The 26,677-nt window shown below is 27.8% G+C and carries 20 protein-coding genes, 1 tRNA gene and 1 riboswitch; all 21 genes read left to right on the top strand.

Annotation, left to right across the window (positions count from 1 at the left end):
* The first annotated feature begins 14 nt into the window (after positions 1 to 14).
* The 21 genes from CK556_RS03020 to CK556_RS02925 all read left to right on the top strand — a co-directional run bounded on the left by CK556_RS03020 (position 15) and on the right by CK556_RS02925 (position 26,676).
* Positions 15 to 1,601 carry a hypothetical protein gene (locus CK556_RS03020; RefSeq protein WP_027875418.1) on the top strand — a complete coding sequence of 529 codons (1,587 nt, stop codon included), beginning with the start codon at positions 15 to 17 and terminating at the stop codon, positions 1,599 to 1,601.
* An 83-nt stretch (positions 1,602 to 1,684) separates the two neighbouring features.
* A riboswitch (nucleoside riboswitch) is annotated at positions 1,685 to 1,748 on the top strand.
* Between the two features lie 122 nt (positions 1,749 to 1,870).
* The gene (gene nrdF, locus CK556_RS03015) at positions 1,871 to 2,893 is read left to right on the top strand and encodes a class 1b ribonucleoside-diphosphate reductase subunit beta (protein WP_084545410.1); all 1,023 of its coding nucleotides are present in this window, start codon (positions 1,871 to 1,873) and stop codon (positions 2,891 to 2,893) included.
* Positions 2,894 to 2,896: 3 nt separating this feature from the next.
* A complete protein-coding gene (gene nrdI, locus CK556_RS03010) occupies positions 2,897 to 3,352 on the top strand; it encodes a class Ib ribonucleoside-diphosphate reductase assembly flavoprotein NrdI (protein ID WP_027875416.1) in 456 nt (151 codons plus the stop codon).
* 2 nt (positions 3,353 to 3,354) lie between these two features.
* Positions 3,355 to 5,520, top strand: a complete 2,166-nt coding sequence (nrdE, locus tag CK556_RS03005; RefSeq protein ID WP_027875415.1) for a class 1b ribonucleoside-diphosphate reductase subunit alpha — start codon at positions 3,355 to 3,357, stop codon at positions 5,518 to 5,520.
* Between the two features lie 180 nt (positions 5,521 to 5,700).
* Positions 5,701 to 7,269, top strand: coding sequence for a PTS transporter subunit EIIB (locus tag CK556_RS03000; protein ID WP_027875414.1), 1,569 nt, complete (start codon positions 5,701 to 5,703; stop codon positions 7,267 to 7,269).
* A 1-nt stretch (position 7,270) separates the two neighbouring features.
* Positions 7,271 to 8,713, top strand: coding sequence for a glycoside hydrolase family 32 protein (locus CK556_RS02995; RefSeq protein ID WP_027875413.1), 1,443 nt, complete (start codon positions 7,271 to 7,273; stop codon positions 8,711 to 8,713).
* A gap of 145 nt (positions 8,714 to 8,858) precedes the next feature.
* Positions 8,859 to 10,721: a DEAD/DEAH box helicase gene (locus CK556_RS02990; RefSeq protein ID WP_051412747.1), complete on the top strand. Its 1,863-nt coding sequence runs from the start codon at positions 8,859 to 8,861 to the stop codon at positions 10,719 to 10,721.
* A 127-nt stretch (positions 10,722 to 10,848) separates the two neighbouring features.
* Positions 10,849 to 10,925: transfer RNA gene (locus tag CK556_RS02985), tRNA-Arg, on the top strand.
* A 56-nt stretch (positions 10,926 to 10,981) separates the two neighbouring features.
* Entirely contained in the window at positions 10,982 to 11,716 is a 735-nt protein-coding gene (locus CK556_RS02980; RefSeq protein ID WP_027875412.1) for a hypothetical protein, read from the top strand.
* The gene (locus CK556_RS02975) at positions 11,709 to 12,011 is read left to right on the top strand and encodes a hypothetical protein (RefSeq protein ID WP_036246590.1); all 303 of its coding nucleotides are present in this window, start codon (positions 11,709 to 11,711) and stop codon (positions 12,009 to 12,011) included. Before CK556_RS02980 ends, CK556_RS02975 begins: the two co-directional genes overlap by 8 nt.
* Before the next feature lie 27 nt (positions 12,012 to 12,038).
* Entirely contained in the window at positions 12,039 to 13,337 is a 1,299-nt protein-coding gene (gene obgE / locus CK556_RS02970) for a GTPase ObgE (protein ID WP_027875410.1), read from the top strand.
* Positions 13,338 to 13,355: 18 nt separating this feature from the next.
* On the top strand, positions 13,356 to 14,090 hold the full coding sequence (gene nadE / locus CK556_RS02965) for an NAD(+) synthase (RefSeq protein ID WP_027875409.1): 735 nt from the start codon (positions 13,356 to 13,358) through the stop codon (positions 14,088 to 14,090).
* Between the two features lie 21 nt (positions 14,091 to 14,111).
* On the top strand, positions 14,112 to 14,252 hold the full coding sequence (locus CK556_RS03900; protein ID WP_156923125.1) for a hypothetical protein: 141 nt from the start codon (positions 14,112 to 14,114) through the stop codon (positions 14,250 to 14,252).
* 129 nt (positions 14,253 to 14,381) lie between these two features.
* Positions 14,382 to 16,103 (top strand): phosphoenolpyruvate--protein phosphotransferase, encoded by a 1,722-nt coding sequence (ptsP, locus tag CK556_RS02960; protein WP_027875408.1) that lies wholly within the window; start codon positions 14,382 to 14,384, stop codon positions 16,101 to 16,103.
* Between the two features lie 92 nt (positions 16,104 to 16,195).
* Positions 16,196 to 16,948: a hypothetical protein gene (locus CK556_RS02955; protein ID WP_027875407.1), complete on the top strand. Its 753-nt coding sequence runs from the start codon at positions 16,196 to 16,198 to the stop codon at positions 16,946 to 16,948.
* Between the two features lie 36 nt (positions 16,949 to 16,984).
* Positions 16,985 to 17,449 (top strand): hypothetical protein, encoded by a 465-nt coding sequence (locus CK556_RS02950; protein ID WP_027875406.1) that lies wholly within the window; start codon positions 16,985 to 16,987, stop codon positions 17,447 to 17,449.
* Positions 17,450 to 17,618: 169 nt separating this feature from the next.
* Positions 17,619 to 20,954: a glycosyl hydrolase family 18 protein gene (locus CK556_RS02945; RefSeq protein WP_095761527.1), complete on the top strand. Its 3,336-nt coding sequence runs from the start codon at positions 17,619 to 17,621 to the stop codon at positions 20,952 to 20,954.
* A gap of 129 nt (positions 20,955 to 21,083) precedes the next feature.
* Positions 21,084 to 22,763 (top strand): PTS transporter subunit EIIC, encoded by a 1,680-nt coding sequence (locus CK556_RS02940; RefSeq protein WP_027875609.1) that lies wholly within the window; start codon positions 21,084 to 21,086, stop codon positions 22,761 to 22,763.
* A gap of 31 nt (positions 22,764 to 22,794) precedes the next feature.
* On the top strand, positions 22,795 to 23,493 hold the full coding sequence (locus tag CK556_RS02935; RefSeq protein WP_027875608.1) for a GntR family transcriptional regulator: 699 nt from the start codon (positions 22,795 to 22,797) through the stop codon (positions 23,491 to 23,493).
* A gap of 12 nt (positions 23,494 to 23,505) precedes the next feature.
* Complete coding sequence (locus CK556_RS02930; protein WP_027875607.1) at positions 23,506 to 25,221, top strand: PTS transporter subunit EIIC; 1,716 nt, start codon at positions 23,506 to 23,508, stop codon at positions 25,219 to 25,221.
* A gap of 3 nt (positions 25,222 to 25,224) precedes the next feature.
* Positions 25,225 to 26,676 (top strand): glycoside hydrolase family 32 protein, encoded by a 1,452-nt coding sequence (locus CK556_RS02925; protein ID WP_027875606.1) that lies wholly within the window; start codon positions 25,225 to 25,227, stop codon positions 26,674 to 26,676.
* Position 26,677 lies beyond the last annotated feature (1 nt).

Raw genomic sequence — 26,677 nt, 5'->3', positions numbered from 1 at the left:
GAAGATGGGTTATAATGATTAATCGTTTTGATACAATTTTTTGAGCATATTTTGACGAGTACATTAAAAAAGACTCATCAGCAATTTTTAAAAAAATTAACAATGATTTAAAAGAGAAAGTTAATGAGATATATGATGTTACTTATTATTCGTTATTTCAATATCAATTATTAAAGAACGAAACTTTAACAGGTATTGATCCTGAAAATTTTAAAGATATATCAAATTATATTAGTGAAAATTATAATGAACTTTTTGCATTTACATATCAAGACAAAAAAATTGAGTCTAAATTTAGCATTGAATTAAGTGAAGAAAACAAGTTTTACATCAAAGAAGTCATTGAAAAATTTATTCTAAATCATATAGTAAGAACTTCTTTTATAAATTCTGAAGAAATTAATTCAAATTATTACTGAAATTATTCTCTTCTTTGTGGATTAGCAAGTAAATTTGAATATGATATTAATTTTAAAATTGAAGGTAAAAATAAATATTATTATTCGATTGCTTATCCTTTTTTAATAACAATGATAATGATTGATGTTTTAAAACCTAATGAAATGGTTGATAAAATTAAAAAAATATTCACAAGAAAAAATATTTCAGAAGCATATAAAAAGGGAAGAGAACTAAAATCTTTTGAAAAAGAATGATTAGCACCTTTAATAACAATTTTAAAAAACGAAGATGAATCAAATGCGTTTATTTTAAACTTCAAAAAAGAAAATTGAGAAACTTTAGACGTTAAGCAAAAATTTAAATTGATTCATGAACTTTCTAAATTAACTACTATATTTTTAAGAGATGGTTTAAAAAATATATCAATACTATCTGAAGGGAATGAAGTGTATGAATTGCTTTATTCATACCTGCCACACTATTTGAGTTCTTCTTTGGAACAAAGAAAAATAAATGTTAAAACTTTTGAAGGCCAACTTAAATATACAAACTCGTTAATATCAATTAATCAAAAGGATTTTAATCCTTCATGAACTATTAAACATATTAAAAAATTTAAAGAATTTAAAAAAATTAAGTATAAATCAGAAAAATTATATGATTTTGTAGCAAGAGTAAGATATGCAACCTCATATATGGAAATAATTAATAAAACAAAAAGAAATAATGGTATTCTTGGGGATTGTCTGATTTCATTTAAAAAAGTCGGAATTGTAAAAACATTAGGCTTTTATTCTGAAAATGATGGGGTTTATGAATTTGTTTATAAGAATGTTAAGTTTAAATCAATCAATTTGGATACTAAAAATTTTGTAAAATTGACTACAAAGGTTGATAGATTTGAGGAAATAGCTGATTACAATTCACAGATGTCAATTTTATTAAAAATAATTTCACTAACAATTACAATTGATCCAAAAGCTCCAAAGACTTTTGAATATTCTTGAGAATCTCTTTTAAAGTACTACATCATTGCATTTGGTCCTTATAAGAAGAATATGATGGCTTATACTTTAAAAGACATGGAAATGGTAGAATTTAAGGTTAACAGGCTATTAACTCAATATAAAAGACTTCAGCAAAAGGAAAAAGTAGTTGACTCGATAGGCATTTTCTATAAATTGCATAATTTTAAATAGAAAAAAATAAAAATCAAGATAAAAAGAATTTGTTTTTTAAAAAAATAAGAACTATTATTATCTTACAACTGAATATAAAAGAAACTTATACAGGGTAGCATAATGGGCTACTGACCCCGCCTCAAGACCAATCTCGAGACTATAAGCGAATCGTTACTCTTTAAATTATTAAAGTTTCTTTTTTTATTGCTCTTTGAGAGCTGATTAAAGGAACTTTTTTATTTTAGTTCAAATTAAGTTGCAAAATAAAAAAATGAAAGGATATATGTATGGCAAAAATTAAAAATCAATATTATAATGAATCAGTTTCACCTATTGAATATGCTCAACAAGGTTTCAAAGGTAAAATGCGTTCAGTTAACTGAAACGTTGTTAACGACGAAAAAGACTTAGAAGTTTGAAATAGAATTACACAAAACTTCTGATTACCAGAAAAAATCCCAGTATCAAATGATATTACATCATGAAGGACTTTAACTCCTGAGTGACAAGAGTTAATTACAAGAACATTTACAGGTCTTACTTTATTAGACACAATTCAAGCAACTGTAGGCGATGTTGCTCAAGTTCCAAACTCATTAACAGATCATGAGCAAGTTATTTATACAAACTTTGCTTTCATGGTTGCTGTTCATGCTAGATCTTATGGTTCAATTTTTTCAACTTTATGTTCAAGTGAACAAATTGAAGAAGCGCATGAGTGAGTTATTAATTGCGAAACTCTACAAGAAAGAGCTAAAGCTTTAATTCCTTACTATGTAAACGATGATCCATTAAAATCAAAAGTTGCAGCTGCTTTAATGCCAGGGTTCTTATTATATGGAGGATTCTACTTGCCGTTCTATTTATCAGCTAGAGGTAAATTACCAAACACTTCTGATATTATTAGATTAATTTTAAGAGATAAAGTTATTCATAACTACTATAGTGGTTACAAATATCAAAAAAAAGTTGCGAAACTTTCACCTGAAAAGCAGGCTGAAATGAAAGAATTTGTATTCAAATTGTTATACGAATTAATAGATTTAGAAACAGCATATTTAAAAGAATTATATGATGGGTTTGGCTTAGCAGATGACGCAATCAGATTCAGTGTATACAATGCAGGTAAATTCTTGCAAAATTTAGGTTATGATTCACCATTCACAGAAGAAGAAACAAAGATTGAACCAGAAATATTTACACAATTATCAGCTAGAGCAGATGAAAATCATGATTTCTTTTCAGGTAATGGATCATCATATATTATGGGTGTATCTGAAGAAACAGAAGATGAAGATTGAGAATTTTAATTTATGCATGATGACATAAAATTAGTTTCAAGTGAAGAAGTAGTTAAACCTAAAGGAGAAGTTCATGTAGTTTACTTCTCATCAATATCAAACAACACACATAGATTTATTCAAAAACTTGGTGTAAATAATTCAAGGGTGCCATATGATTTAGAAGAAGAATTAAATGTAAACTCTGATTATGTGTTAATCACTCCTACTTATAGTGGTGGTGGTGAATTTACTTCAGGAGCAGTTCCAAAACAAGTTATTAAATTTTTAAACAATGAAAGAAATAGAAGCTTTTGTAGAGGCGTTATCGCTTCAGGTAACACAAACTTTGGTAATACTTTTGCCATGGCTGGACCAATACTTTCAAAAAAACTTAATGTACCATTGTTGTACCAATTTGAACTTTTAGGAACTCAAAGTGACGTAGAAAAAATCAATGATATATTGAAAGATTTTTGAAGGAGATAAAAATGGAAGATAAAAAAATAAATACATTATCAGGTACAGAAGAAAGTGACGAGTATGTTACATTAAATGCTAGAGCTAAAATTTTAGCAGCTGGATCAGATAATTTTAAACTAGATGTTGAAGCTGCTAAAGCTTATTTAAAACACCATGTTGAACCAAGATTTGTTAAATTTAATTCTGTAAAAGAAAGAATTGAATACTTAGTTTCAAATGGATATTATGAAGAAGAAGTAATTAATAAATATACAATTGAACAAATTGAAGAAATAACTGCTATAGCTTATGCGTTCAAACGAGAATTCCCAAGTTTTATGGGTGCTTTAAAATTCTATAATGCTTATGGTTTAAAAACTTTTGATGGTCAAAAATATTTAGAAAATTTTGAGGATAGAGCAGTTATGAATGCGCTATTTTTAGGAAATGGAAATTTTGATGCAGCTAAAAAAACATTAAAACAATTAATGCTAGGTAGATTCCAACCAGCCACTCCTACATTCTTAAATGCAGGTAAAAAACAACGAGGTGAGTATGTATCTTGTTACTTATTAAGAGTTGAAGATAATATGGAATCAATTTGTCGTGCTGTAACAACATCATTACAATTATCAAAACGTGGTGGAGGAGTTGCTTTATGTTTAACAAATCTACGTGAAATGGGAGCACCTATTAAACAAATTGCTAATCAAGCGACAGGTGTGATCCCAGTAATGAAAATTTTAGAAGACTCATTCTCATACGCAAATCAGTTGGGTCAAAGACAAGGCGCTGGTGCTGTTTATTTAAATGCTCACCACCCTGATGTTATGTCATTCTTAGATACTAAGAGAGAAAATGCTGATGAAAAAATCCGTATTAAGTCATTATCATTAGGTTTAGTTATTCCAGATGTTACTTTTGAGCTAGCTCAAAAAAATGAAGATATGGCTTTATTTAGTCCTTATGATGTTGAAAAAGAATATGGAAAACCAATGTCAGACATTTCAATTACTGAAGAGTATGATAATATGGTTAAAAATCCAAACATTAAAAAAACATATATTAATACAAGAAAATTCTTTTTAACAATTGCTGAATTACATTTTGAAAGTGGATATCCATACATCTTATTTGATGATACAGTAAACAATAATAATGCTCATGCAGCAACTGGAAGAATTGTTATGAGTAACTTATGTAGTGAAATAGCTCAAGTTTCAACTCCAAGTACATTTAATGATGATTTAAGTTTTAAAACTATGGGAGATGATATTTGTTGTAACTTAGGAAGTGTTAATATTGCAAAAGTTATGGAAGCAGGAACTGAATTTGGTGAAGTTATTGAACAATCAATTAATGCACTAGATTTAGTTTCAAGAACAAGTGACTTAAGTAGTGCTCCATCAATTCAACAAGGAAACAAAAAAAATCACGCTGTTGGTTTAGGAGCAATGAATCTACATGGGTTCTTGGCAACAAATTTTATTTGATATAACTCAATTGAAGCTGTTGATTTTACAAACATGTTCTTCTATGCAATGGCTTATAATGCTTTTAAAGCTTCTCACAAATTAGCTTTACAATACGGAACTTTTGCTGGATTTAAAACATCAAAATTTGCAGACGGAAGTTGATTTAACAAATATACAAAATGTGCATCAGATAAATGAACTCCTGAAACAGAAAGAGTTAAAGAGTTATTTGCTCAATATAATGTAGATATACCAACTCAAAAAGATTGAATTGAATTAGTTGAATTAATTAAAAAAGATGGAATTGCGAATTCACATTTAATGGCTGTTGCTCCTACAGGATCAATTAGTTATTTATCTTCATGTACTCCAAGTTTACAACCTGTTGTAGCTCCGATTGAAGTACGTAAAGAAGGTAAATTAGGTAGAATTTATGTTCCAGCATACAATATTAATTTTGACAACATGGCTTATTATGCATTAGGTGCTTATGAAGTTGGACCAATGCCAATTATTGATATTGTTGCTGCTGCTCAACAACATGTTGATCAAGCAATTTCATTAACATTATTTATGACAGATCAAGTTACAACCCGTGACTTAAACAAAGCTTACATTCATGCATTTAAGAAAAAGTGTGCATCAATTTATTATGTTCGTGTAAGACAAGAAGTACTAGAAGATAGTGAAAACTATGAATGCGATGCTTGTGTAATTTAATACTCAAAAATTAAAGTAGCTAATTTAGCTGCTTTTTTATTTTTAAAAGCTAACTTATGATTATAGGTTTTTATTTAATCACTCATTTTGTATAAAACTATAGTCTTATAATTTAATTAGAATAATTTCTAAAAATAAAAATAATAATAAGAAATTATTATCAAAAGAAAGGTTAGAAAAATGAGAAATGTAAAAATTAATAACAGCTTTTATGATGAATGCAAAAAAATTAGAGAAGCTTTGGGTGGAGTAAAAAACATTGAATTAATTAACAGATGCTCAACAAGAATCAGAATAAAAATAATTAATAAAGAAAAACTGAATTTAGATATTTTATATAATTCAAAAATTTTTGTAAAAGCATTGTTAAAAGATGATTTTGTTCAATTAATAATTAGTGAAAACATAGAACAAGTTTTTTTAAATTTATTAAAGACTTTAAAAATATCATATGATGAAGTTCCAAATGATTTTGAAGTAAGAGTAAATAAGTCAGGTAGCTTTTTTAAAGTATTCACTGATGGAATAGCAATAATTGTTAAGCCATTAATACCTTTACTTATAACAATGGCTATTGTTGCTACACTATCAAACGTTTTTAACGGTATTAATTTTGGTTTTAATACTCAAGGTAATGAAGATTTAAACATTGCAGCAGGAACATTATCTAGTACAGGTCAAGTTGCAGCAACAATAGGTTTAATGTTTAGAACATTGTCTGATAGTCTAGTATTAGCATTTTCAATTATGATTCCATGATCAATATTTAAATTAATGAAGGGGAGCCAAGCAATTGGTATTTCAATTGGTGTTGTTTTATGTTTTCATAGTTTATTAACAACTAATGCTATAATGGATGGAACTCATGGAAACTTATTTAATTGAGATGAAACGGTTTCATTTATTAAAGCAGGATACCCTTGAAAAATTTCATTTGAAGGTCAAATTTTACCAATTGTTGCAGTTAGTTTTTTAGCAGTATATATTGAAAGAATTGCAAACAAATTTGACATCCCTGTTTTTAAAGAAATGATAGCAATTCCAATGATTACTATATCTACATTCTTTATCTCTCTATTATTAATAGCACCAGTTGGACTATTATTAACATACGGGATGAATGTTGGTATAGTTTGAGCAACAACTAACCATATTGCTAAATATATATTCAATCCCATTTTGGGATTAGCATTACCTTGATTAGTAATAACAGGTTTAATTCAAGTACTTGTTGTTATTAACTTGCAACAATTTACAAACTTTGGTGGAACAACAATGATGCCACTGTTTACTCAACTAAATATTGCTGTGGCAACTTCGATATTAGCTGTTTCACTAATTAACAAGCAGAATAAAGAATTAAAAAGAACAGCAATTCCTTCTTACTCACTTGCATACGTTAGTGGTTCAACAGAACCAGCATTGTTTGGTGTAGGATTAAAATTTATTTACCCAGTTATAGCTGCAAGCATTGGAGCTACAGTGGGAATTATTATTACAACATTTGCAGGAATTATATGTACAAATGGTAATGCTTCATTGCTAATATTTCTATCAATAACAACAGACAAAGAAATATTAAATAATTTCAATATAAACACTATTGCTGGGGGTCCTTACTTATGAATGGGGATTGCAATTATTGCAACTTTTATAACAACATTCTTCACTACAATAGGATTATCAAAATTAAAAGTGTTTAAAGAAATGAGCAACAAAGTTTTAGAAAGAGATTTTTCGGTGAATTAACATGAAATTAAATAAAGAAACAATTTTAAATTTAATAACAGAACATAAACAAGAAGATATTATTAGCGCAAATAAATTAGTAGAAAAAGACATTTACTATAGACCAGAATATCACATTGCACCACCAAACGGTTTACTAAATGATCCAAATGGATTAGTTTACTTGAATGGTGAACACTACATTAACTATCAATGATCTCCATTGCAGCCATACCATGGTATGAAACATTGAAGATTAGTTAAAACTAAAGACTTTTTAAATTATAATGATTTAGGAATCTCAGTTATTCCAACAGAAGAATTTGAAAGAACAGGCGCATTTTCAGGTTCAGCATTTAAAGAATCAGATGGTGTGAAAATCTATTACACAGGTAACATTGAAGAAAATGGTGAAATGATTGAAGAGTGTCAAATTAAAGCAGACTTCATTGATGAACAAATTGTTAATAAAAGGGTTGTTGTTCAACACGACGCAAATTTATTTACACCACATGCAAGAGACCCAAAAATATTTGAATATAAAAATAATAAATACATGATTTTTGGTGTGCAATGTAAAGATACTTTAAAAGGTGGTTTAGCTTTATACAAAACAAAGGATTTTGAAAAATATACATTTGATAGAATTTTAAGACCATCTATTAAAGAAGAAACTTATGGTCATATGTGAGAGTGTCCAAATTTAGATTACCTAGATGGAAAAATGCTATTTATGATGTCTGCAGAAGGATGATTTAATGTCAAAAATGAATATGAATTGAATAATTCTAGAAATGTTGTTTATACTCAGTTGGAAGAAATTGATTTAGAAAATAACAAACTAAATGAGAAATCGGTTTTAAAAACAATGGATTATGGTCATGACTTTTATGCACCACAAACTTATTTTGCAGATGATAAACTAATTATGATTGGATGATTGGGAGCAGTTGATGTTCAATATCCTACAGATGAGTATTCATGACACTCAATGTTGACAATACCAAGAGAGTTAAGTTGATCAAATGATATACTAGTTCAAAAACCGTATAGTGTATTTAAGCAAAGCGTTATATCTAATACTAAAATTATTAAAACAAATAAAATTGATATTAAAAAATCTATTCATTTTGAGTTTGAACTTTCAGATGATTTAGAGTTGAAATTATTAAATGATCAAAATGAATTTATTGAAATTAAATTCACTAATGATGAAATTATTTTTGATAGATCGAATCAAGGTGCAGAAGTTGATTGAGATTTTGAAACTTTAAGAAAAGCTATAAGAAAATATAAAAGACAAAAAGTTGAAATATTTATTGATGCATCAGCAATTGAAATATTTGCAGATAATTATGAAACAATATTTACTTCAAGATTCTTTGTTAAAGACTTTAATAGAATTGAGTTAAACAAGGAAACTCAATTAATTGTTTCTGAAACAAATAAAATGATTATAAAATAATTAACTAAGCAGAAAATTTATCTGCTTGTTTTTTATTTAAAAAGAAATAAATTTAATTTTATACAACTATGCTATAATATATAAATGACTTGTGATTTTAAAATATTAATTTAATGTCCTAAGTATAGAAAACAGAGGACAAAAAATGACATTTAAGGAATTACAATTAAACAGTAAAATTCTTACAGCTCTTGAAAAAGCTAATTTTAATGAAGCTACAGAAATTCAAGCAAGAGCAATACCTTTATTTTTAGAAAGTAAAAACATATTTGGTAAATCAAGCACAGGAACTGGAAAAACAGCTTCTTTTGTATTACCAATTTTACAAAATATCGATCCAAACAAAAGAAAAGTTCAAGCAATTATTATGGCCCCAACTAGAGAATTAGCTATGCAAATAGTTACTCAAATTAGATTATTTGGTTCAAGAATTGAAAACATAGTTATTGCACCTTTAATTGGTGGAGCAGATATGAGAGACCAAATTAAAAGATTAAGGGACTCACAAATAGTTGTTGGAACTCCAGGAAGAGTTAATGACCACTTAAATAGAAAAACTTTAAAATTAGATGAAGTTCAAACTATTATTTTAGATGAAGCTGACGAAATGCTGAAAATGGGATTTAAAAATGAAATTGATGCGTTATTTGAAAAAATATCACCTAATGTTCAAGTTGGATTATTTTCAGCTACAACTTCACCAAAAGTTATGCAAATAGCTAATGATTATATGAAAGACTATGAAATTATTGAAATTCAAAATCAGGTAGAAGTAAATGCTAATATTACAAACACTTTTATTTTTACAAAAGGATATAGCAAAGACGAATTGCTTATTAAAGTTTTTGAAAAGCATAAGCCAAAAAGAGCGATAATTTTTTCAAATACAAAAAATCACACAGATAAAATTGCAGATGATTTAAAAGATGCAGGAATTAAAGCTATTGTTATTAATGGAGATAAAAGACAATCTCAAAGATCGCGTGCTATTGCAAAATTTAGAAATAGTGAGATTGATGTTCTGGTTGCAACTGATGTTGTTGCCCGTGGAATTGATATAAATGGTGTAGATTTTGTTATTAATTATGATGTTTCAATGGAAGATGAGCATTTTATCCATAGAATTGGAAGAACAGGTAGAAACAATACAAAAGGTGATTCAATAACTTTTGTTCAAAGTCAGAATGTTTTAAGACAAATCAAGGGAATTGAAAAAGAATTTAATTTAACAATTGATGAAATGCTAATTTCAGAATATGGAGAATTAGAAAAACAAGCAGGAAGAGCAAACTCAGGCAGAAATGAGCGTGCACGTGGAGATAGAAGAGATTCAGGTCGTCAAAGAGAAGACAAAAGAAATGCAGGTCACAATGATAGAAGAGGTTCAAATCGTGGTGAAAGAAAAAGAACAAGCGAGAGATTAAATACTTCAAGAAACAATTGATCTTCACAATCATGAGAAGAAAGAATTTTAAATTTATCGCCTGAAGAAAAAGAAATTGCTAAAAAGGCTTTATCTTTGGTTGATGACTATCCAGGAGAATTTTCAAATTCAGTAAGTGCTAGAGAAAATTCAGGTGGTAGAGATAGAAAAAAATCAGGTCGTCAAAGAGATGACAGAAGAAATTCAGGTAATAATGATAGAAGAGATTCAAATCGTGGTGTAAAAAGAGATTCAGGTCCTAGAGATAGAAGAGAATCAAACAAAAATTTATCTAATAAATATGAAGGTAAAAGACATTCTTCATGAGATGTAAAAACAGATTATTCTAAACAAGACTCAGATCGTTGAGAAAGAGTAACAGGAAAAGAAAAACATCCAGAGTTGTCTGATAGAAGAACAAATAAATCTTCAGGTCGTAGAGATGATAAAAAAAATGATAAGAGAAGTTCAGGTCGTGGTGAATGAACTCATTCAGGACCAAAACAAAACAAAGGTTCTGGTACACGTGGAAGAAGAAATTCTTCAAGTAATTCATCAGGAAAAAACAGTAGAAGTAAATGATAATTTTAAAGGAGACTACTTTATTTAGAGAGTCTCTTTTTATTTTGGGATACAAAATTAACCTTTTTTAATAAAAATATTTTTAACATTTAAATATTATGATATATTTATATATGTAACAAAATTATTTGCCCATGTAGCTCAGTTGGATAGAGCACGCGCCTTCTAAGCGTGAGGTCGGAAGTTCGAGCCTTCTCGTGGGCACCACTCGAAAACATCAATCATGCTATTAAGCATGATTTTTTTCTAGAAAAGGAGTCTTTATGAATTTCTATGATGAATTAATTATTGAAATAAAAGAGTTTATTTCTGAGCATGATTTTGATAATGCTTTATTAAAAATAAATCAAGAATTAACCATGCCCTATGTGCCAAGTGATATTGAAGAAAAATTAACAAAATTTAAAGTTGAAATATATGAAAAAATATCAACAAAAGCAAATATAAATAATTCTGTAAATGCTGAGTATATTTTACAATTACTAAAGTCAAGTGATAGAGAACAACAAGCATTTGGTATTAATTATTTAAATAAAATTAATTTAAGAGAACACGTTGAAGAAATATCTGCAATTTTGAAATTGGAAAATATTGATAATTCAATTAAAACTTTAATTTTGTTTACTTTAAAAGAGCAAGAAATAAATAAAGAATTTGATGTTTTATATAGTGGTGCTCAAATAACTTGAAAACCTATAGAAATTGATTTTGAAAGTAATTTTAAATTCATAACTGAAATTGATGAGTTAATAACAAAAAGCATAGAAAATGAAAATCCTGGGATTGCTTATGATGCAAAAATGTTAAATATAAATTTTTACTTAAATAATTTGGATATTTTTAAGCCTGAAAATAAAAACGAAAAGGCAGCTGCTTTCATTTTATATGCAATTGAAATGCTAGATGAAATAAGAAATTTTTCATATTTAAAGCAGTGATTTAATTTTAATGAAGAATTAGCTGCAAAAATTTTAATGGAGATTAAAAATTATGAGTAAAATAAATTTTGATAAAGACAATTATTTACAATTTGATGATTATAATGACTTAATGATTCAAGCTTTTGGAATTGGTTGCTCACTTTGTTATGAACCTCAAATAAGTTTTGTTTTAAAAGGCCATCCAAAACCAATAGGGACATTAATTAAGCAACAAAACAAAAATTTAACTGATCAAGAAGTTGATAAGTTAATTCAAAAACCAATAGAAGAATGACAAAAATTTGAAGATATAAACTTTGAAAACCAAAAACCAACATTTTTATGTGATGAATGTTGAAATCAAATGATTTAAAACAATTAAAGAAAGGAGCTGGAATAAATGAAATTTATTGATACAGCCAAATTTACTATTAAAGCTGGAAATGGTGGAAATGGAGCAGTTAGTTTCCATACTGCACTTTTTGTTCCTAATGGTGGACCAAACGGTGGAGATGGAGGAAATGGCGGAAGCATTATATTTGAAGCAGATGGTGGTAAACATTCTCTTTTAGATTTAAAACTTCAAAAACAATTATCTGCTCAAGATGGTTTTAAAGGTGACATTAAAAACATGCATGGTGCCCAAGGTAAAGACTTAATTATTCGAGTTCCTGTTGGAACTTTGATAATTGATAATAAAACAGGAAACATTTTAGCTGACTTAGATGAAGATAAAAAAAAGATATTAGTTGCAAAAGGCGGAAAAGGTGGAAAAGGAAATGCAAGATTTGCAAATTCAAGAAATAAAGCTCCAACTATTTTTGAAGCTGGTGAACCAGGGCAATTTTTTGAAGTAAAAGCTGAATTAAAAGTTTTAGCTGATGTTGGATTTGTAGGATTGCCAAATGCAGGTAAATCTACATTGCTTAGAGCTATATCAAACTCAAAACCTGAAGTCGCAGATTATGCTTTTACAACTTTAAATCCTCAACTTGGTGTTTCAAGAGCAAAAGATGGATCAACATTTATTGTTGCTGATTTACCTGGTTTAATTGAAGGGGCAAGTTTAGGAAAAGGTTTAGGTCATCAATTTTTAAGACATATTGAAAGATGTAGAGTAATTTGCCACGTTTTAGATATGAGCGGAAATTATGGACAAGAAGATGTAATTAAAAATTATGAATTAATAAGAAGCGAACTAGTTAAATATAATTATAAACTTGATGAAAGACCTGAAATAATCGTTGCTAATAAAATGGATACAGATGAAGCACAATTAAATATGATGGAAGAACACAATAGAAATTATTTCAAAGATAAAAAAGTTGTATTTGTTTCTGGACTATTGAAAGATAATGTTGATGAATTATTATTAAAAATAGCAAAAGAATTAGAAACTGCAAAATATATACCATTATGAGAAATGGAACAAGATATATATGATGGTATTAAAGTGTATCGTTTAGAAGAAGATCAAGAAGATATTCAAATCATAAACAAAGGAAATGGAAAGTGAGAGGTTGCAGGGGACACAATTTACAAAATTTATCAAAAGTTCCCAATTACAACTGATGACAACTTGTTGTTATTTAACGAAAAACTAAAGAAAACAGGAGTTTATGACATGCTAAGAGAGCGTGGTGTAGATGCTGGTGATATTGTTAAAGTATTTGAATATGAATTAGAATGAATGGATTAATTTTTAAAGGAGATATTTATGGGATTAAAAGACTATTTAGATTATTTGGTTGATTTTATTAGAGAAACTGTAAAGAATGCAAATGCAAAAGGTGTCGTAATTGGAATTAGTGGTGGAATTGATTCTGCTGTAGTAGCCTGTCTAGCTAAAAAGGCGTTTCCAGATAACTACATAGCAGTTTGAATGCCAATTGAATCAAGTAAACAAGACTATATATGTAAACAAGAATTAATTGAGCAATGCGGAATTAAAGCTATTGATGTTGAATTAAAAGAAACTTTTGAATCATTTAAAAAAGCTATTAAAAATTCAAAGACCCCAGAACATAAATTAGCTATTGCAAATGCAAAAGCTAGATTAAGGATGACATCTCTATATGCAGTTGCTCAAACAAATTCATATTTAGTTTTAGGAACAGATAATATGGATGAATGACATATTGGATACTTTACAAAATTTGGAGATGGTGGAGTTGACATGGTTCCGCTAGTTCATCTATTAAAAAGAGAAGTTAGAGAAGCTGCAAAAATTTTAGGTGTTCCCAAATCAATTATTGAGCGCGCTCCAACAGCAAGTCTTTGAGAAGATCAAACTGATGAAAGTGAATTAGGAATTACTTATGATCAAATTGATGCTTATTTAGCTGGAGAAATTAATGATGAAGTTGTTAAAACAAAAGTTGATTATTTACATAAAATAAGTGAACATAAAAGAAGCGGGGCTGTAGCACCTAATGAGTTTAAAAAGGTATAAGAAGAAGGAGTTATAATAAATATGAAAAAAGTAATAATGCAAGGTGCTGAAATTATATTTACAGCCGAAGGCGATAACCCACAAATGGTTGATCAAATGCTAATTGAATATTGTGTGGGAAATAATATCCCTGTTGATTCAGTAGTATTTAAAGAAATTTAATGATGGATACCCATCATTTTTTATTTTAAAATTAAGAATATTTTCCGCTTTTAAAAATCTTTTATATAAAAATTATTAAATAAATATTATAATTATTAATGTTATTAGAACTAACTATAGGAGAAAAATATGAGTAAACAATTTAAAGGAATCGGAGCTAGCGAAGGTATTGCTGTAGCAAAAGCCTTAGTATTAGCTGAAGAACACATTGAAATTAAAAAAACTAAAATTTCTGATGTAGAAGCAGAAGTTACTAAATTACAAAATGCTGTTAAAAAAGCAATTAATGATTTAGATAATTTAAGAGTTACAACTTTAGAAAAATTGGGAGCAGAAAAAGCAGCAATTTTTGATGCACATAAAGAGATTGCATCAGACCCTGCTATTACAGATGAAATTATTAATGTTATTAAGTCAGAATCAGTTTGTGCTGAATTTGCAGCAAATCAAGTAACAAATAATTTTTATGAAATGTTTGCATCAATGGATGATCCATATTTCAAAGAAAGAAGTGCTGACATTAAGGACGTAGCTTCAAGAATTATTAAACATATTTTGGGAATTGCAATTGTTGATCTTTCAACAATTAGCGAAGAAGTAATTATTGTTGCTGAAGATTTAACACCATCTCAAACAGCTCAATTAAATAAACAATTTGTAAAAGGTTTTGCTACGAACATCGGTGGAAGAACATCACACGCTGCTATTATGGCAAGAAGTTTAGAAATACCTGCAGTATTAGGGTTAAGAACAATTACATCAGATGTTAAAAACAATGAAGTATTTGCTTTAAATGGAACAACAGGAATTGTTGAATTAGATTTAACAGAAACAATTAAAGCCGAATATGAAAAGTTAGCAAAAGAATTTGCAGACTTAAAAGCAGAGTTGCAAAAATTTAAGGACTTGCCATCAAAAACAGCAGACGGTCAAGAAAAATTAATTGAAGCAAACATAGGTTCACCTTCAGACGTTGAATCAGTTATTGAAAATGGTGGAGAAGGAGTTGGTTTATTCCGTTCAGAATTTTTATACATGGATAATGACCACTTCCCAACAGAAGAAGAACAGTATTCTGCTTACAAACAAGTAATTGAATCAATGAAAGATAAATTAGTTGTTATTCGTACTTTAGATATTGGTGGAGATAAAAAATTATCATATTTTGAGTTCCCTCATGAAATGAATCCATTCTTAGGATATAGAGCTGTTCGTTTTACATTGGACAGAAAAGATATATTCAAAGATCAATTAAGAGCTTTATTAAGAGCAAGTGCACATGGAGAATTAGGAATTATGTTCCCAATGATTGCAACTGTTGATGAATTTAAGCGTGCAAAAGCATTAGTTGAAGAATGTAAAGAAGAGTTAAGAAAAGAAAAAATTGCATTTGATGAAAATGTTCAAGTTGGAATGATGGTTGAAATCCCTGCTGCTGCAGTTAATGCAGATAAATTTAGCAAATATGCAGATTTCTTTTCAATAGGAACAAATGATTTAATTCAATACTCAATGGCAGCTGATCGTATGAGTGAAAATGTTTCTTACTTATACCAGCCTTTAAACCCAGCAATTTTAAAATTAATTGATTTAACAATTAAAGGAGCACATAAAAATAATAAATGAGTTGGAATGTGTGGAGAAATGGCTGGTGACATTCAAGCATTACCATTACTTTTAGGAATGGGATTAGATGCATTTTCAATGAGTGCAACATCAATGTTAAGAGCAAGAGCTTTAATGAGCAAAATTACTATGGCAGAAGCACAAGAATTAGCAAGTAAAGCACTAAATGCAGATGATACTCCTGAAGTAATTGAGTTAGTTGAAAAATTTTTAGAAAATAAATAAATATTTAAGGTAACAAGCATTAATTGTTACTTTTTTTGTACTTTATATAAGTACTTTTTTGTTATTATATATTTATATGAAAAAGGAGAATTATGAACCGTAAAATAAAAATTATTTTTTTAATATTTTTTTCATTTGTACCATTTTTTTGCATAATTTTAGATATATTTATGACAATATTGCAACCAACGGAAACTCACAAAGAATTTTTTCAAAATTTATTTGACATAACTATAGCAAGTGAAACAATTTACTTTTCTATTTGAACATCAATATTAACTACTGTTTGAGCAACTTGCTCAATAATCAACATTTATAGAAAAAAGGATAATCAAATTAGATGAGCTGAATCAGAACATGTTTTAACAATGATTGTATCCTATCAATTTTTAACATTTTTCATTTACACAGGTACTACATTAATAGCACCATCTAAAATAGTAGGCTTTAATACTTGATATAATATTTTAAAATCTATATTAGAACACTGAGTGGTTCCAATAGCAATTATTTTCTATTACTTTTACCTTTCTAGAGAAGTTAAAATGAATTCAAAAGAATATGCTAAAAAAATTGGTTGAAAAAATTGTATATTGCCAATTATTTATATTGTTTATGTAACAATGAGAGCAGGATTCCTACACTACCATTATGGTGATTTTCCAGAAGAACATATTTATCAACCATTTCCGTACAAAGGTGGAGATCCTTTTGTAGATAAACCTTATGTTTGAATACCTGGATATATAGTAACTGCAATTAGTGGATTATTGTTAGGTACTTTATTTAATTATTTAAGTATTAAATCAACAAATTACTTTCAAATAAAGAAAATTAAGAAATAAATGATATTATAAAATAAAATAGAATAGAGTTGAATTATGAAAAATTTTAAAAAAGTTATTTTAAATATGGCTGTTTGTGTAAATGTTATGATTTTTGGAATTTTAACACTAGTTGCATTTTATAGTATAGGATTTAGTAGAGACATAATACTTTCTAATGTAAAAAAAGAAGAAAATGGAATTCAGTATTTTGCATTAGCATTATCAGGAATGATTTTAGTTTGATGTTCTATGATATTACCATTACTTAAATTATTTTTTAGAAAAGAATTTCAAACAAAAATAATCACAATCACAATTTTAGCTGTTTTAACAGCAGCAACAGCTATGATGATGGCTTCAGTAATTACTTTTGCAATTAATGCTGAAAATGGTTCAACATTCTGAAATTTATTTGGTGTAATGCTGTTATTATTTGTTGGATTTGGGATCACTGTTCAACCTCAAGTAAAATTATTAATATTTAAAAAAGAGTCAACAAAACCAGCTGAAATTAATTAAATGTAATAAAAAAAGTAAAACTTTTTCAAGTTTTACTTTTTTTATACACTAATGAAATTACTTATAACACTTTTAATTTGATTATTGTCTTATCACACTTATGTTTTATTTATTTAAATTTTAACCTAACTTATAATATTTCAAAAGAAAAGTAAGTGAGGTTAAAATTATGAAAAAGATATTAGGCTTACTAGGAGCAATCTCATTAGTTATTCCATCAACAACTTTGACTATATCATGTGGAACAAATAATAAAAAAATTAATATTTCTACAGTTGTCGAAAAAAAGGCACTAGGAATTATAAATGAATCAACGGAAATTCAAATAAGAAATGCGGTTATTTTAAATAATCCAAATTTAGTAGCAACAGATTTTGAAATTGAAAATATCATTGCATCTGAATATTCAGGAACTGCAAAACTAATTGGTAAAGATAAATATAATGGTGAAGTTCTAGTTTCCTTTATAATTGTTCCTTCATTGGAAGAAAATGTAATAAATACTAATCTAGGAATTATAAATAATAACTCTGAAACAACTATTAGAAATGCTGTATTAACAAAAAATCCAGATATAAATCAAAATGGCTTTGAAATTATTGAAATAACTACAACATCAGCAATCCTAAAAGGAGATGATATTTTTTATAATGGTACAGCACCGGTTGAATTTACTATTGCAGCGCCTAAACCATCTTTAAATAGTGCTATTACTAAAAAAGATTTAGGAACATTAATTGATAATAGTGCAACAACAATTAAAAATGAAGTTCTTGCTTTAAATCCTTCACTAAGACCAACAGATATTAGTATTTCTTCAATAACTCAGACTTCAGCTAGAGTTAATTCAACATCATCAGGTAGATATACTGGTTCTGTGAATGTAACATTTACTACTCAAGTTGTTAAACCTGAATTAAGCTCAGCTTTAAATACTACTAATTTGGGAAGTTTGCAAAATAATAATGCAACAACAATTCAATCAGCTGTTTTGGCTAAAAATTCAACTTTGTTAGCATCAGATATTTCAATTGATTCAATAACTCAGACTTCAGCTAGAGTTAATTCAACATCATCAGGTAGATATACTGGTTCTGTGAATGTAACATTTACTATTCAAGTTGTTAAACCTGAATTAAGATCAGTTTTAACTACTACTAATTTGGGAAGTTTGCAAAATAATAATGCAACAACAATTCAATCAGCTGTTTTGGCTAAAAATTCAACTTTGTTAGCATCAGATATTTCAATTGATTCAATAACTCAGACTTCAGCTAGAGTTAATTCAACATCATCAGGTAGATATACTGGTTCTGTGAATGTAACATTTACTATTCAAGTTGTTAAACCTGAATTAAGATCAGTTTTAACTACTACTAATTTGGGAAGTTTGCAAAATAATAATGCAACAACAATTCAATCAGCTGTTTTGGCTAAAAATTCAACTTTGTTAGCATCAGATATTTCAATTGATTCAATAACTCAGACTTCAGCTAGAGTTAATTCAACATCATCAGGTAGATATACTGGTTCTGTGAATGTAACATTTACTATTGATGGAACAAAACCACCAAAAACTGATTTAGAAAATGTTATTACAAATATAAACATTACAACAGTTTTACCAAGTGCAGATTCTCAATTAATATTAGATGCTTTAATAATTGATAATCCAAATCTAAATCCTAATTATGTAAGAATATATGAAGCAGGTTTTAACCAAAGCAGTGGTTGAGGTTGAGCCAAAGTTACTTCAACTGATGAAAATGTTTATATCAACCCTGAAAAAGGATATCTTGATTTAACCTTTAAAGTAGATGAAAATCTTTTAGCTACTGATTTAGCATCAGTAATTACAAATACAAATTTAGGAACTTTAGATAAATTAGACGAAATTACTATTAAAAAACAATTATCTAAATTAAATCCAAAATTAGAAACTAATTATGTTGATGTTAAGAATATAACAGAAACATCAGCAACAATAGTATCAAATAATTCAACTAAATATAAAGGTAGTGTTAATGTTAGTTTTGAACTTGACACTTCAAAAGCTGTTCCTTTATCATCAGTATTAACAAATACTAATTTAGGCGAAATAAATTCAACTGATGAAAATACAATTAAGCAAGCAATTAAATTAAAAAATCCAAATATAGATGTTAATGCAATAGGAATAGAACCTCAATCAATTACAACAACTGGTGCATCAGTAAAGTCAATTGATCCAACAAAATATAGTGGAAATTCAATTCAAGTAAAATATTCTATTGATACATCAAGTGCTGTTGACATAAATACTTTAATTAAAAATAAAAATTTACAAGGTATTTCTGATAATTTAGATTCTGGAATAATAAGAAACACTTTAAAATTTAATTCTACATCAGGAATTAATGAACAAGACTTAAAAATAACTAGTAAGTCAAATGAATCAGCAATAATTGAATCAAATAATTTAGCTAAATATAAGGGCAGTGTTCAAGTTCAATATGAAGTTAAAACTTTAGTTGGATATCATTATGATTGAGGTGGAAATTTTGAAAATAAAATTGCACTAAATGATAAGGAATTATTGAATTCATCTTATAATGTTGTTAATTTATCATTTCTTTACTCTAATGTGGAATATCAAATGCCAACTTATAGCCCTAATAATCCTGCCGCAATAAAAGAAGGAATTAAAGCTTTACAATCTCAAGGTAAAAGAGTACTTATATCAATGGGGGGGGCAACAGCTGAACATATGAAATTTAGAAGTGATCAAAAAGACGAATTAAAAATGGCAATTAAAACTGTGGTTGAAGAATATGGTTTTGATGGACTGGATATTGACTGAGAATCCCTTTCTTTAAAAAGTTCAGAAAGTAAAAAAGTAACAGCCTTAGCACTTAAAGAATTAAAAGATGAATATAAGGCAGAAGGCAAGGATTTCATAATAACTATGGCTCCTGAATTCCCTTATCTTAGACAAAATAGTGAAGGTGAAGGTAAAGGTAACTATAAAGAATTCTTAGAAGAACTTGATGGTTATTATGATTGAATAAACCCACAATTTTATAATGGATGAGGTGATGGTGTTCTAGTAGAAACAGCAGAAGATTCATTAAAAACTGGTGTTCAACAAGACTCATATATTACAAATGATGATGTTAGCAAACGTGGTGAATTTTATTATTTAATGTCAAAATATATCACTTCAAAACCAAATAATACAAATGCATTTTATCAAATACCAGCAGATAAATTTATTATTGGTGCTTCAACTAATGAACCAGCTGGAAGAGGTGCAGGTTCAAAAGAATCGTTTAATAGAGCTTATAACTTATTAAATTCAGATGGAATTAAAATTAGAGGACTAATGACATGATCAATTTTATTTGATGCATTTGAAGGCATGATACCGACTTCTTATGGAGGAACAAATCCTGAAATTATGTGATACAGATGATCATATAGTAAATGATTTGATGAAAGTTTTGGAAAACTAAAAACACAAAAATAGAATAAACAAAAACTCAAGTTTTGAGTTTTTTTATTTTTTACATATAAAACACACTAAAAGTTATAATTATAGGTATTTTTTAAATATGCTTATTTTAATAAAATTAAAAAGCAAAGGAAAAGGAGATTTATGAAGAAAATAAATTGAAAAACCTATGCCCTAGAAATTATTGAATTAATAGGGGGTAAAGATAATATAGTTGAAATTTATCATTGTGCAACAAGATTACGTTTCATACTTAAAAACGATGAAAAATTTAACTTAGAAGGTATTAAAAAAATTGAACTTTTTAAAGGCTACAAGAAACAAGAAAATCAACATCAAATTATTATTGGTGCTGGAGTAGTAGACAAAGTTTATAAAGAAATTGATTTAATACTTAATCAGGGTTCATTAAAAAATGATGACATGAAACCAGAAAATAAACAAAAATTTTGAAATAAACAACTATCAACTAAATCAAACATGTTAATGATTACTAAAAGAGGAATGAATTCTTTTGCTTCAATATTTGTTCCATTAGTTCCTGTATTTATTGCAGGTGGAATGTCATTAGCAATTATGTCTTTAGTTAATCAGATTTCACCAAATACAGGTTTTGCAAAATTACTTGATGTAATAGGTGGAGGAATAATGGGATCAATCCCAGTTTTTGTAGGATATACAGCAGCAAAAAAATGAGGTGGAAATCCCTTTTTAGGAATGGCTATTGGACTAGTTCTAGTTTCACCAGCACTTCTTAATAGATATTCAACAAACACGCCTGTACAACTGGAATTTGATATAAATACTGATTTTGAATCAGTAATTAAGCCTGCTATGGAAGCAGCTTTTAAAGACTATTTAAATTCTTTAACACTTGCACCTGGTGCAAAAATACCTGAAATGTCTCAAGTTGTTGGAGTTTACTATACAATATTTTCAGGATTTTTCAAAATTAAGTTAATTGGTTATCAAGCACAAATAGTGCCTGTATTATTGGTTATTGGATTATCAATAAATATTGAAAGAGTATTAAAAAAATACACTCCTCAAATTATTGCAATTATTGTTGTACCACTGGGAACAGTATTATTATCATCATGATTAGCTTTTTGAGCTATAGCTCCATTAGGGGAAATTATAGGAAAAGGAATATCATTAGGATTATCAGGATTATTTAAATACACTAACTGAAACTTTATTGGCTTTGGAGGAATGATATTTGCAGGATTCTATCCATTCTTAGTTATAACTGGATTACATCAAGGATTCTTGCCAATTGAAACACAATTACTTGTTGATAGTAATTTACAATTTGGTCATTCATTCTCATTCATTACTCCAGTTGCCTGTGTTTCAAATATTGCACAAGGAACTGCAGCTTTCATGCTTATCTTTTATACAAAAGATAAAAAAGAAAAATCTAAAGCAATATCATCAACTTTTGGTGGTTACACTGGAATAACAGAACCAGCAATGTTTGGAATAAATTTACAAATAAAACCATTATTTATTGCTGCAGCTATAGGTTCAGCTGCTGCAGGTTGATGATTAGGTATGACTCACACTGTTGCCAACTCATTGGGTAGTGCTTCATGAATTGGTTTAGTGCAATTTGATTGAAATACAGTTGATACTAAAAAATACTTTGCTGATCAAAATATTCATGCTATTTTAACAAGTGTTCCTATGGGAGTTCACATTACAATAGCAATGTTAATTTCAGCAGCTACAACAGCTGGAACATCAGCTTTATTATTAAGAACAGATTGAGGAAAAACATCATTAAAAAATTACTTAAACCCATCTGAAAATCAGTATAATTAAAATGATTAATTATAGTTTGGGGTAAAAGTACATGAATAAAAAGTGAGAGATTGTATTTGACTACTTGATGCACTTAATAAGAGAAAATAAAGTAAAAGCAGGTGAAATATTACCAAGCCAAAATATGCTTAAAACAAAATTTAAGTATAGTGAGCAACCAATAAGAATTGCTTTTAATAAATTAATTGAATTACAAATTGTTAAGCCAGTTAATGGTAAAGGGTATGTTGTTCAAGAAAAAATTCAAAATAACTTATTATTTAGTTTTAGAGAGTTATTCCCTAATTCAATTAATAGATATTACGAATTAAAAGAATTAACAATTGATAAAAAACTTTCAAAAGAAACTAATTTTTATGAAGGAACACAAGTATATTCTTTTAAATGCATAAGAAAAGATAAAGATTCAAACGAAGTTATTTTGTATCAAGAAAGTATCGTGCCAAAGAATATATATAAAAAATTGTCTTTAAATTATTTAAATGAAAATGGCTTAATGAAGTTTGTTGAAAATGAAACATCATCAAAAGTTAGTCACTCTTCAAAAAAAATATATTTTGAAGGAACTAGTAATAAAGAATTATTAAATATTTTTGAAGATCAAAGTTTAAGTGGTTTTATTGTTGATAAAGGAAATGTTTATGGAATATTTGGGGAATTACTCGAATATAGAATTAGTAGATACAAACCCAAATATTTTAAATGAGATTTTATAGAGTGAAGAAAATAAAAAGAGGAAAAAATGAAAAGGAAAGATTATGCATTAGAAGCAAAACGTTTTGTTGATGCAGCTGGTGGTAAAGAGAATATTGAATCTTACTTACACTGTGTTACAAGACTTAGACTTAATGTTATAGATAAGACAAAAGTTAATGAAGCAGAGATTAAAGATTCACCTTTAGCAAAAGGAATAAACTGAACACAAAATCAGTTGCAAATTATTTTAGGAACTGGTGTAGTAGAAGCTGTTTATGCTGAAGTACAAAAAATAATGGAAGTAAGCAATGCTTCAATGGATGAAAAATTAGATAATTCTAAATTAGAAGATTTTAAATTACAAGTAAAAGCAAATAAAGAAACATTAAGAAATAAATCATGATTTTTTGGGGAAATTCAAAAGGGAATGAGAGTTTTAGGAGATATATTTGTTCCAATTATTCCAGCGATTGTTGCAGCTGGATTGGCAATGGGAGTATCAGCTCTTTTAAAGCAAATATTAAATCCATCAGGTGAACAATTGAATTCATTATTATGAATTATTGTAGACATTGTTACTAAAACAGCATTTGACTCACTAGCAGTTTTAGTTTGTTGATCAACAGTTAAAAGATTTGGTGGTAATCCTGTATTGGGGATTATTATTGGATTAATGTTAGTTAATCCTCTATTACCAAATAAGGGATCAATTGCTGCATATAATGCGCAATTAGATTTTTATAATAATCAATTGATTGAAGGATTATCAAAAAACGAAATATATAAAGCTTGAGTTGAAGCAGGATTAAAATGAATAGGTCAAGCACCAACATTTGATGCAAATGGAAATGTAATAACAAATGCAGTAATGGGTGATCCAATAACTGCTATTAAAGTTTGAATTATTCCAATTACAGGCTACCAAGGTTCAGTTTTACCAGCATTAATTATTGGTGTTGCAGTTGCATATTTAGAAAAATGAATAAAAATTTGAATGCCAAAAGCTGTAAACATTATTTTTACACCATTTCTAACAATAACAATTGCTTTTTTAGTTGCTCTATTTATTTTTGGACCAATCTTATTAATGGTAGAACAAGGAATATTAATCGCTACTAAAGCAATTCTTGGAATTAAATATGGATTTGGAACAGCAATTATTGCAGGAGTATTGCAAGGAATTGTTATCACAGGTTGTCATCAAGTCTTACAAGGACTTGAAATGCAATTAGTTATTGATGGAAGTTTACCAGGTGCTAATGGTGCAGCTGCTACAGGATCAATCTTTAATGCAATTTGAACAGCTTCAATTATTTCACAAGGTGGTGCAGCAATGGCTATTGCAGTAAAAGCAAAAGATAAATCAGATAAAGAATTGGGATTTTCTGCTGCAATATCAACACTGTTTGGAATAACAGAACCAGCAATTTTTGGAACAAATTTGCCAAAAATTAAACCATTTATTTACGCATCAATTGGAGGATTTTTCGGAGGTTTATTTGCTGGAATTTTAAATGTTACATGTCCAGGTATGGGAGTTACAGTAATACCAGGATTGTTGTTATATACAGGTAATTGAACTAAACTACTAGGAATTATTGGAGTAAACATAATTTCATTTGGTGTGGCTTTCTTATTAACTTTATTTCTATTTAAAGACGGAATTCAATCTAAAAAAACAAAGTTAGGATTAAAATTTGAACAATTAAAAAATAAAATAAAATTAGATAAATTTAAAATTAAAAGAAAAAGTGCGGAGTAAAATATGCAAAAAGAAAAATATAGTTTGATAACTGAACAAGACTTAAATGATATTCAAAAATGACATGATAAAAAGCAAAGTGATTGGTACAATAATCAATATCACTTAGCTGGTTATTCAGGTTCAACAAATGATCCAAATGGGCTAACTTTCTTAGACGGAAAATACTATATTTTTATGCAAAGTTGTCCTTTTAGTATTCAACATTTCAATAAGTCATGAGCTTTATATACAACAACGGATTTTATTAATTATACATATGAAGGTTTAACTTTAACTCCTTCAAATAAGTATGACAAAAATGGTGTATTTTCAGGAAGTGCAAGAATTAATAAAAATAATGAAATTGAAATTTATTATACAGGTAATGTTAAATTTAATGATGTAGATAGAACAGCTTATACATTAAAAGCATTTATTGATTTAAAAAATAAAATAGTAACAAAAGAATTTTTATATGAAACAGATTTAACAAAATATTCAGGTCATTATAGAGATCCAATTGTATTTGAAAAAAACAATGAGTTATTTATGTTAAATGGTGCTCAAACTAAAGATATAAAAGCTGTTTTAAATATTTACAAATTTAATGGAACAAGTTGAGAAAACTACAAGGATATAAAATTTGATGAGAATGATGAGCAAAATGCATACATGCTTGAATGCCCAAACTATTTTAAATTGGATGGAAGAGAATATGTATTCGCTTGTTTAGAACAAGAAGCACCATTAAAAGAAGGTAGTCATTTTGTTAAGTATCGTGAAGTAGAAATTGACAATGAAATGAATTTTAAATACAAAACAGATTTATTGAAAATAGATTTAGGTTTTGATTTTTATGCGCCTCAAGTTTTTAGTAATACTGGTAATCGTGTAATAATGCTAGGTTGATTAGGAAATTCGAAGTCTAATCCTTTTCCACCAGAATTAACAACATGAAGCAATCAATTGACAGTTCCTAGAGAATTGTTTGTTAAAAACGATTGCTTATATCAATTGCCTATAAAAGAACTTGATAACTTAAGAACTTTTGAAATTAAAGAAGTTAATAAGACATTTAATTATGAAAATGGATTAAGTGAAATTATTATAAATAATATTGAAAGCGATTTTGAAATTATTGTTTCAAATGAATTGAATAAGAATATTAAAATATTAAATAAAAATAATGAATTTATTATAGATAGAACAAATATGACTTTTAATGATGAAGAAAATTTACCTTCAATAATTAATAACGGTACTTTAAAAGTTAAAAGTTTAAGAATATTAATTGATAGAAGTACAATGGAAATTTTTGTTAATGAAGGTCAGCACGCAATTTCAGTAAGGTTCTATATTAACAAACATAATCAAATTAAAACAAATTTATCAAATGTTAAAGTAAACCAATTAAAAGGTAATGATTACATTTGAAATAACATAATATTTAAAAATGAAATAAAGGAAAAGTAAA

The sequence above is a fragment of the Mesoplasma chauliocola genome, from assembly GCF_002290085.1.
In the GTDB taxonomy this organism is placed as follows: domain Bacteria; phylum Bacillota_I; class Bacilli_A; order Mycoplasmatales; family Mycoplasmataceae; genus Mesoplasma; species Mesoplasma chauliocola.
Note: the sequence above shows the minus strand (reverse complement) of the source record. Positions and strands in the feature narration are given on the sequence as shown.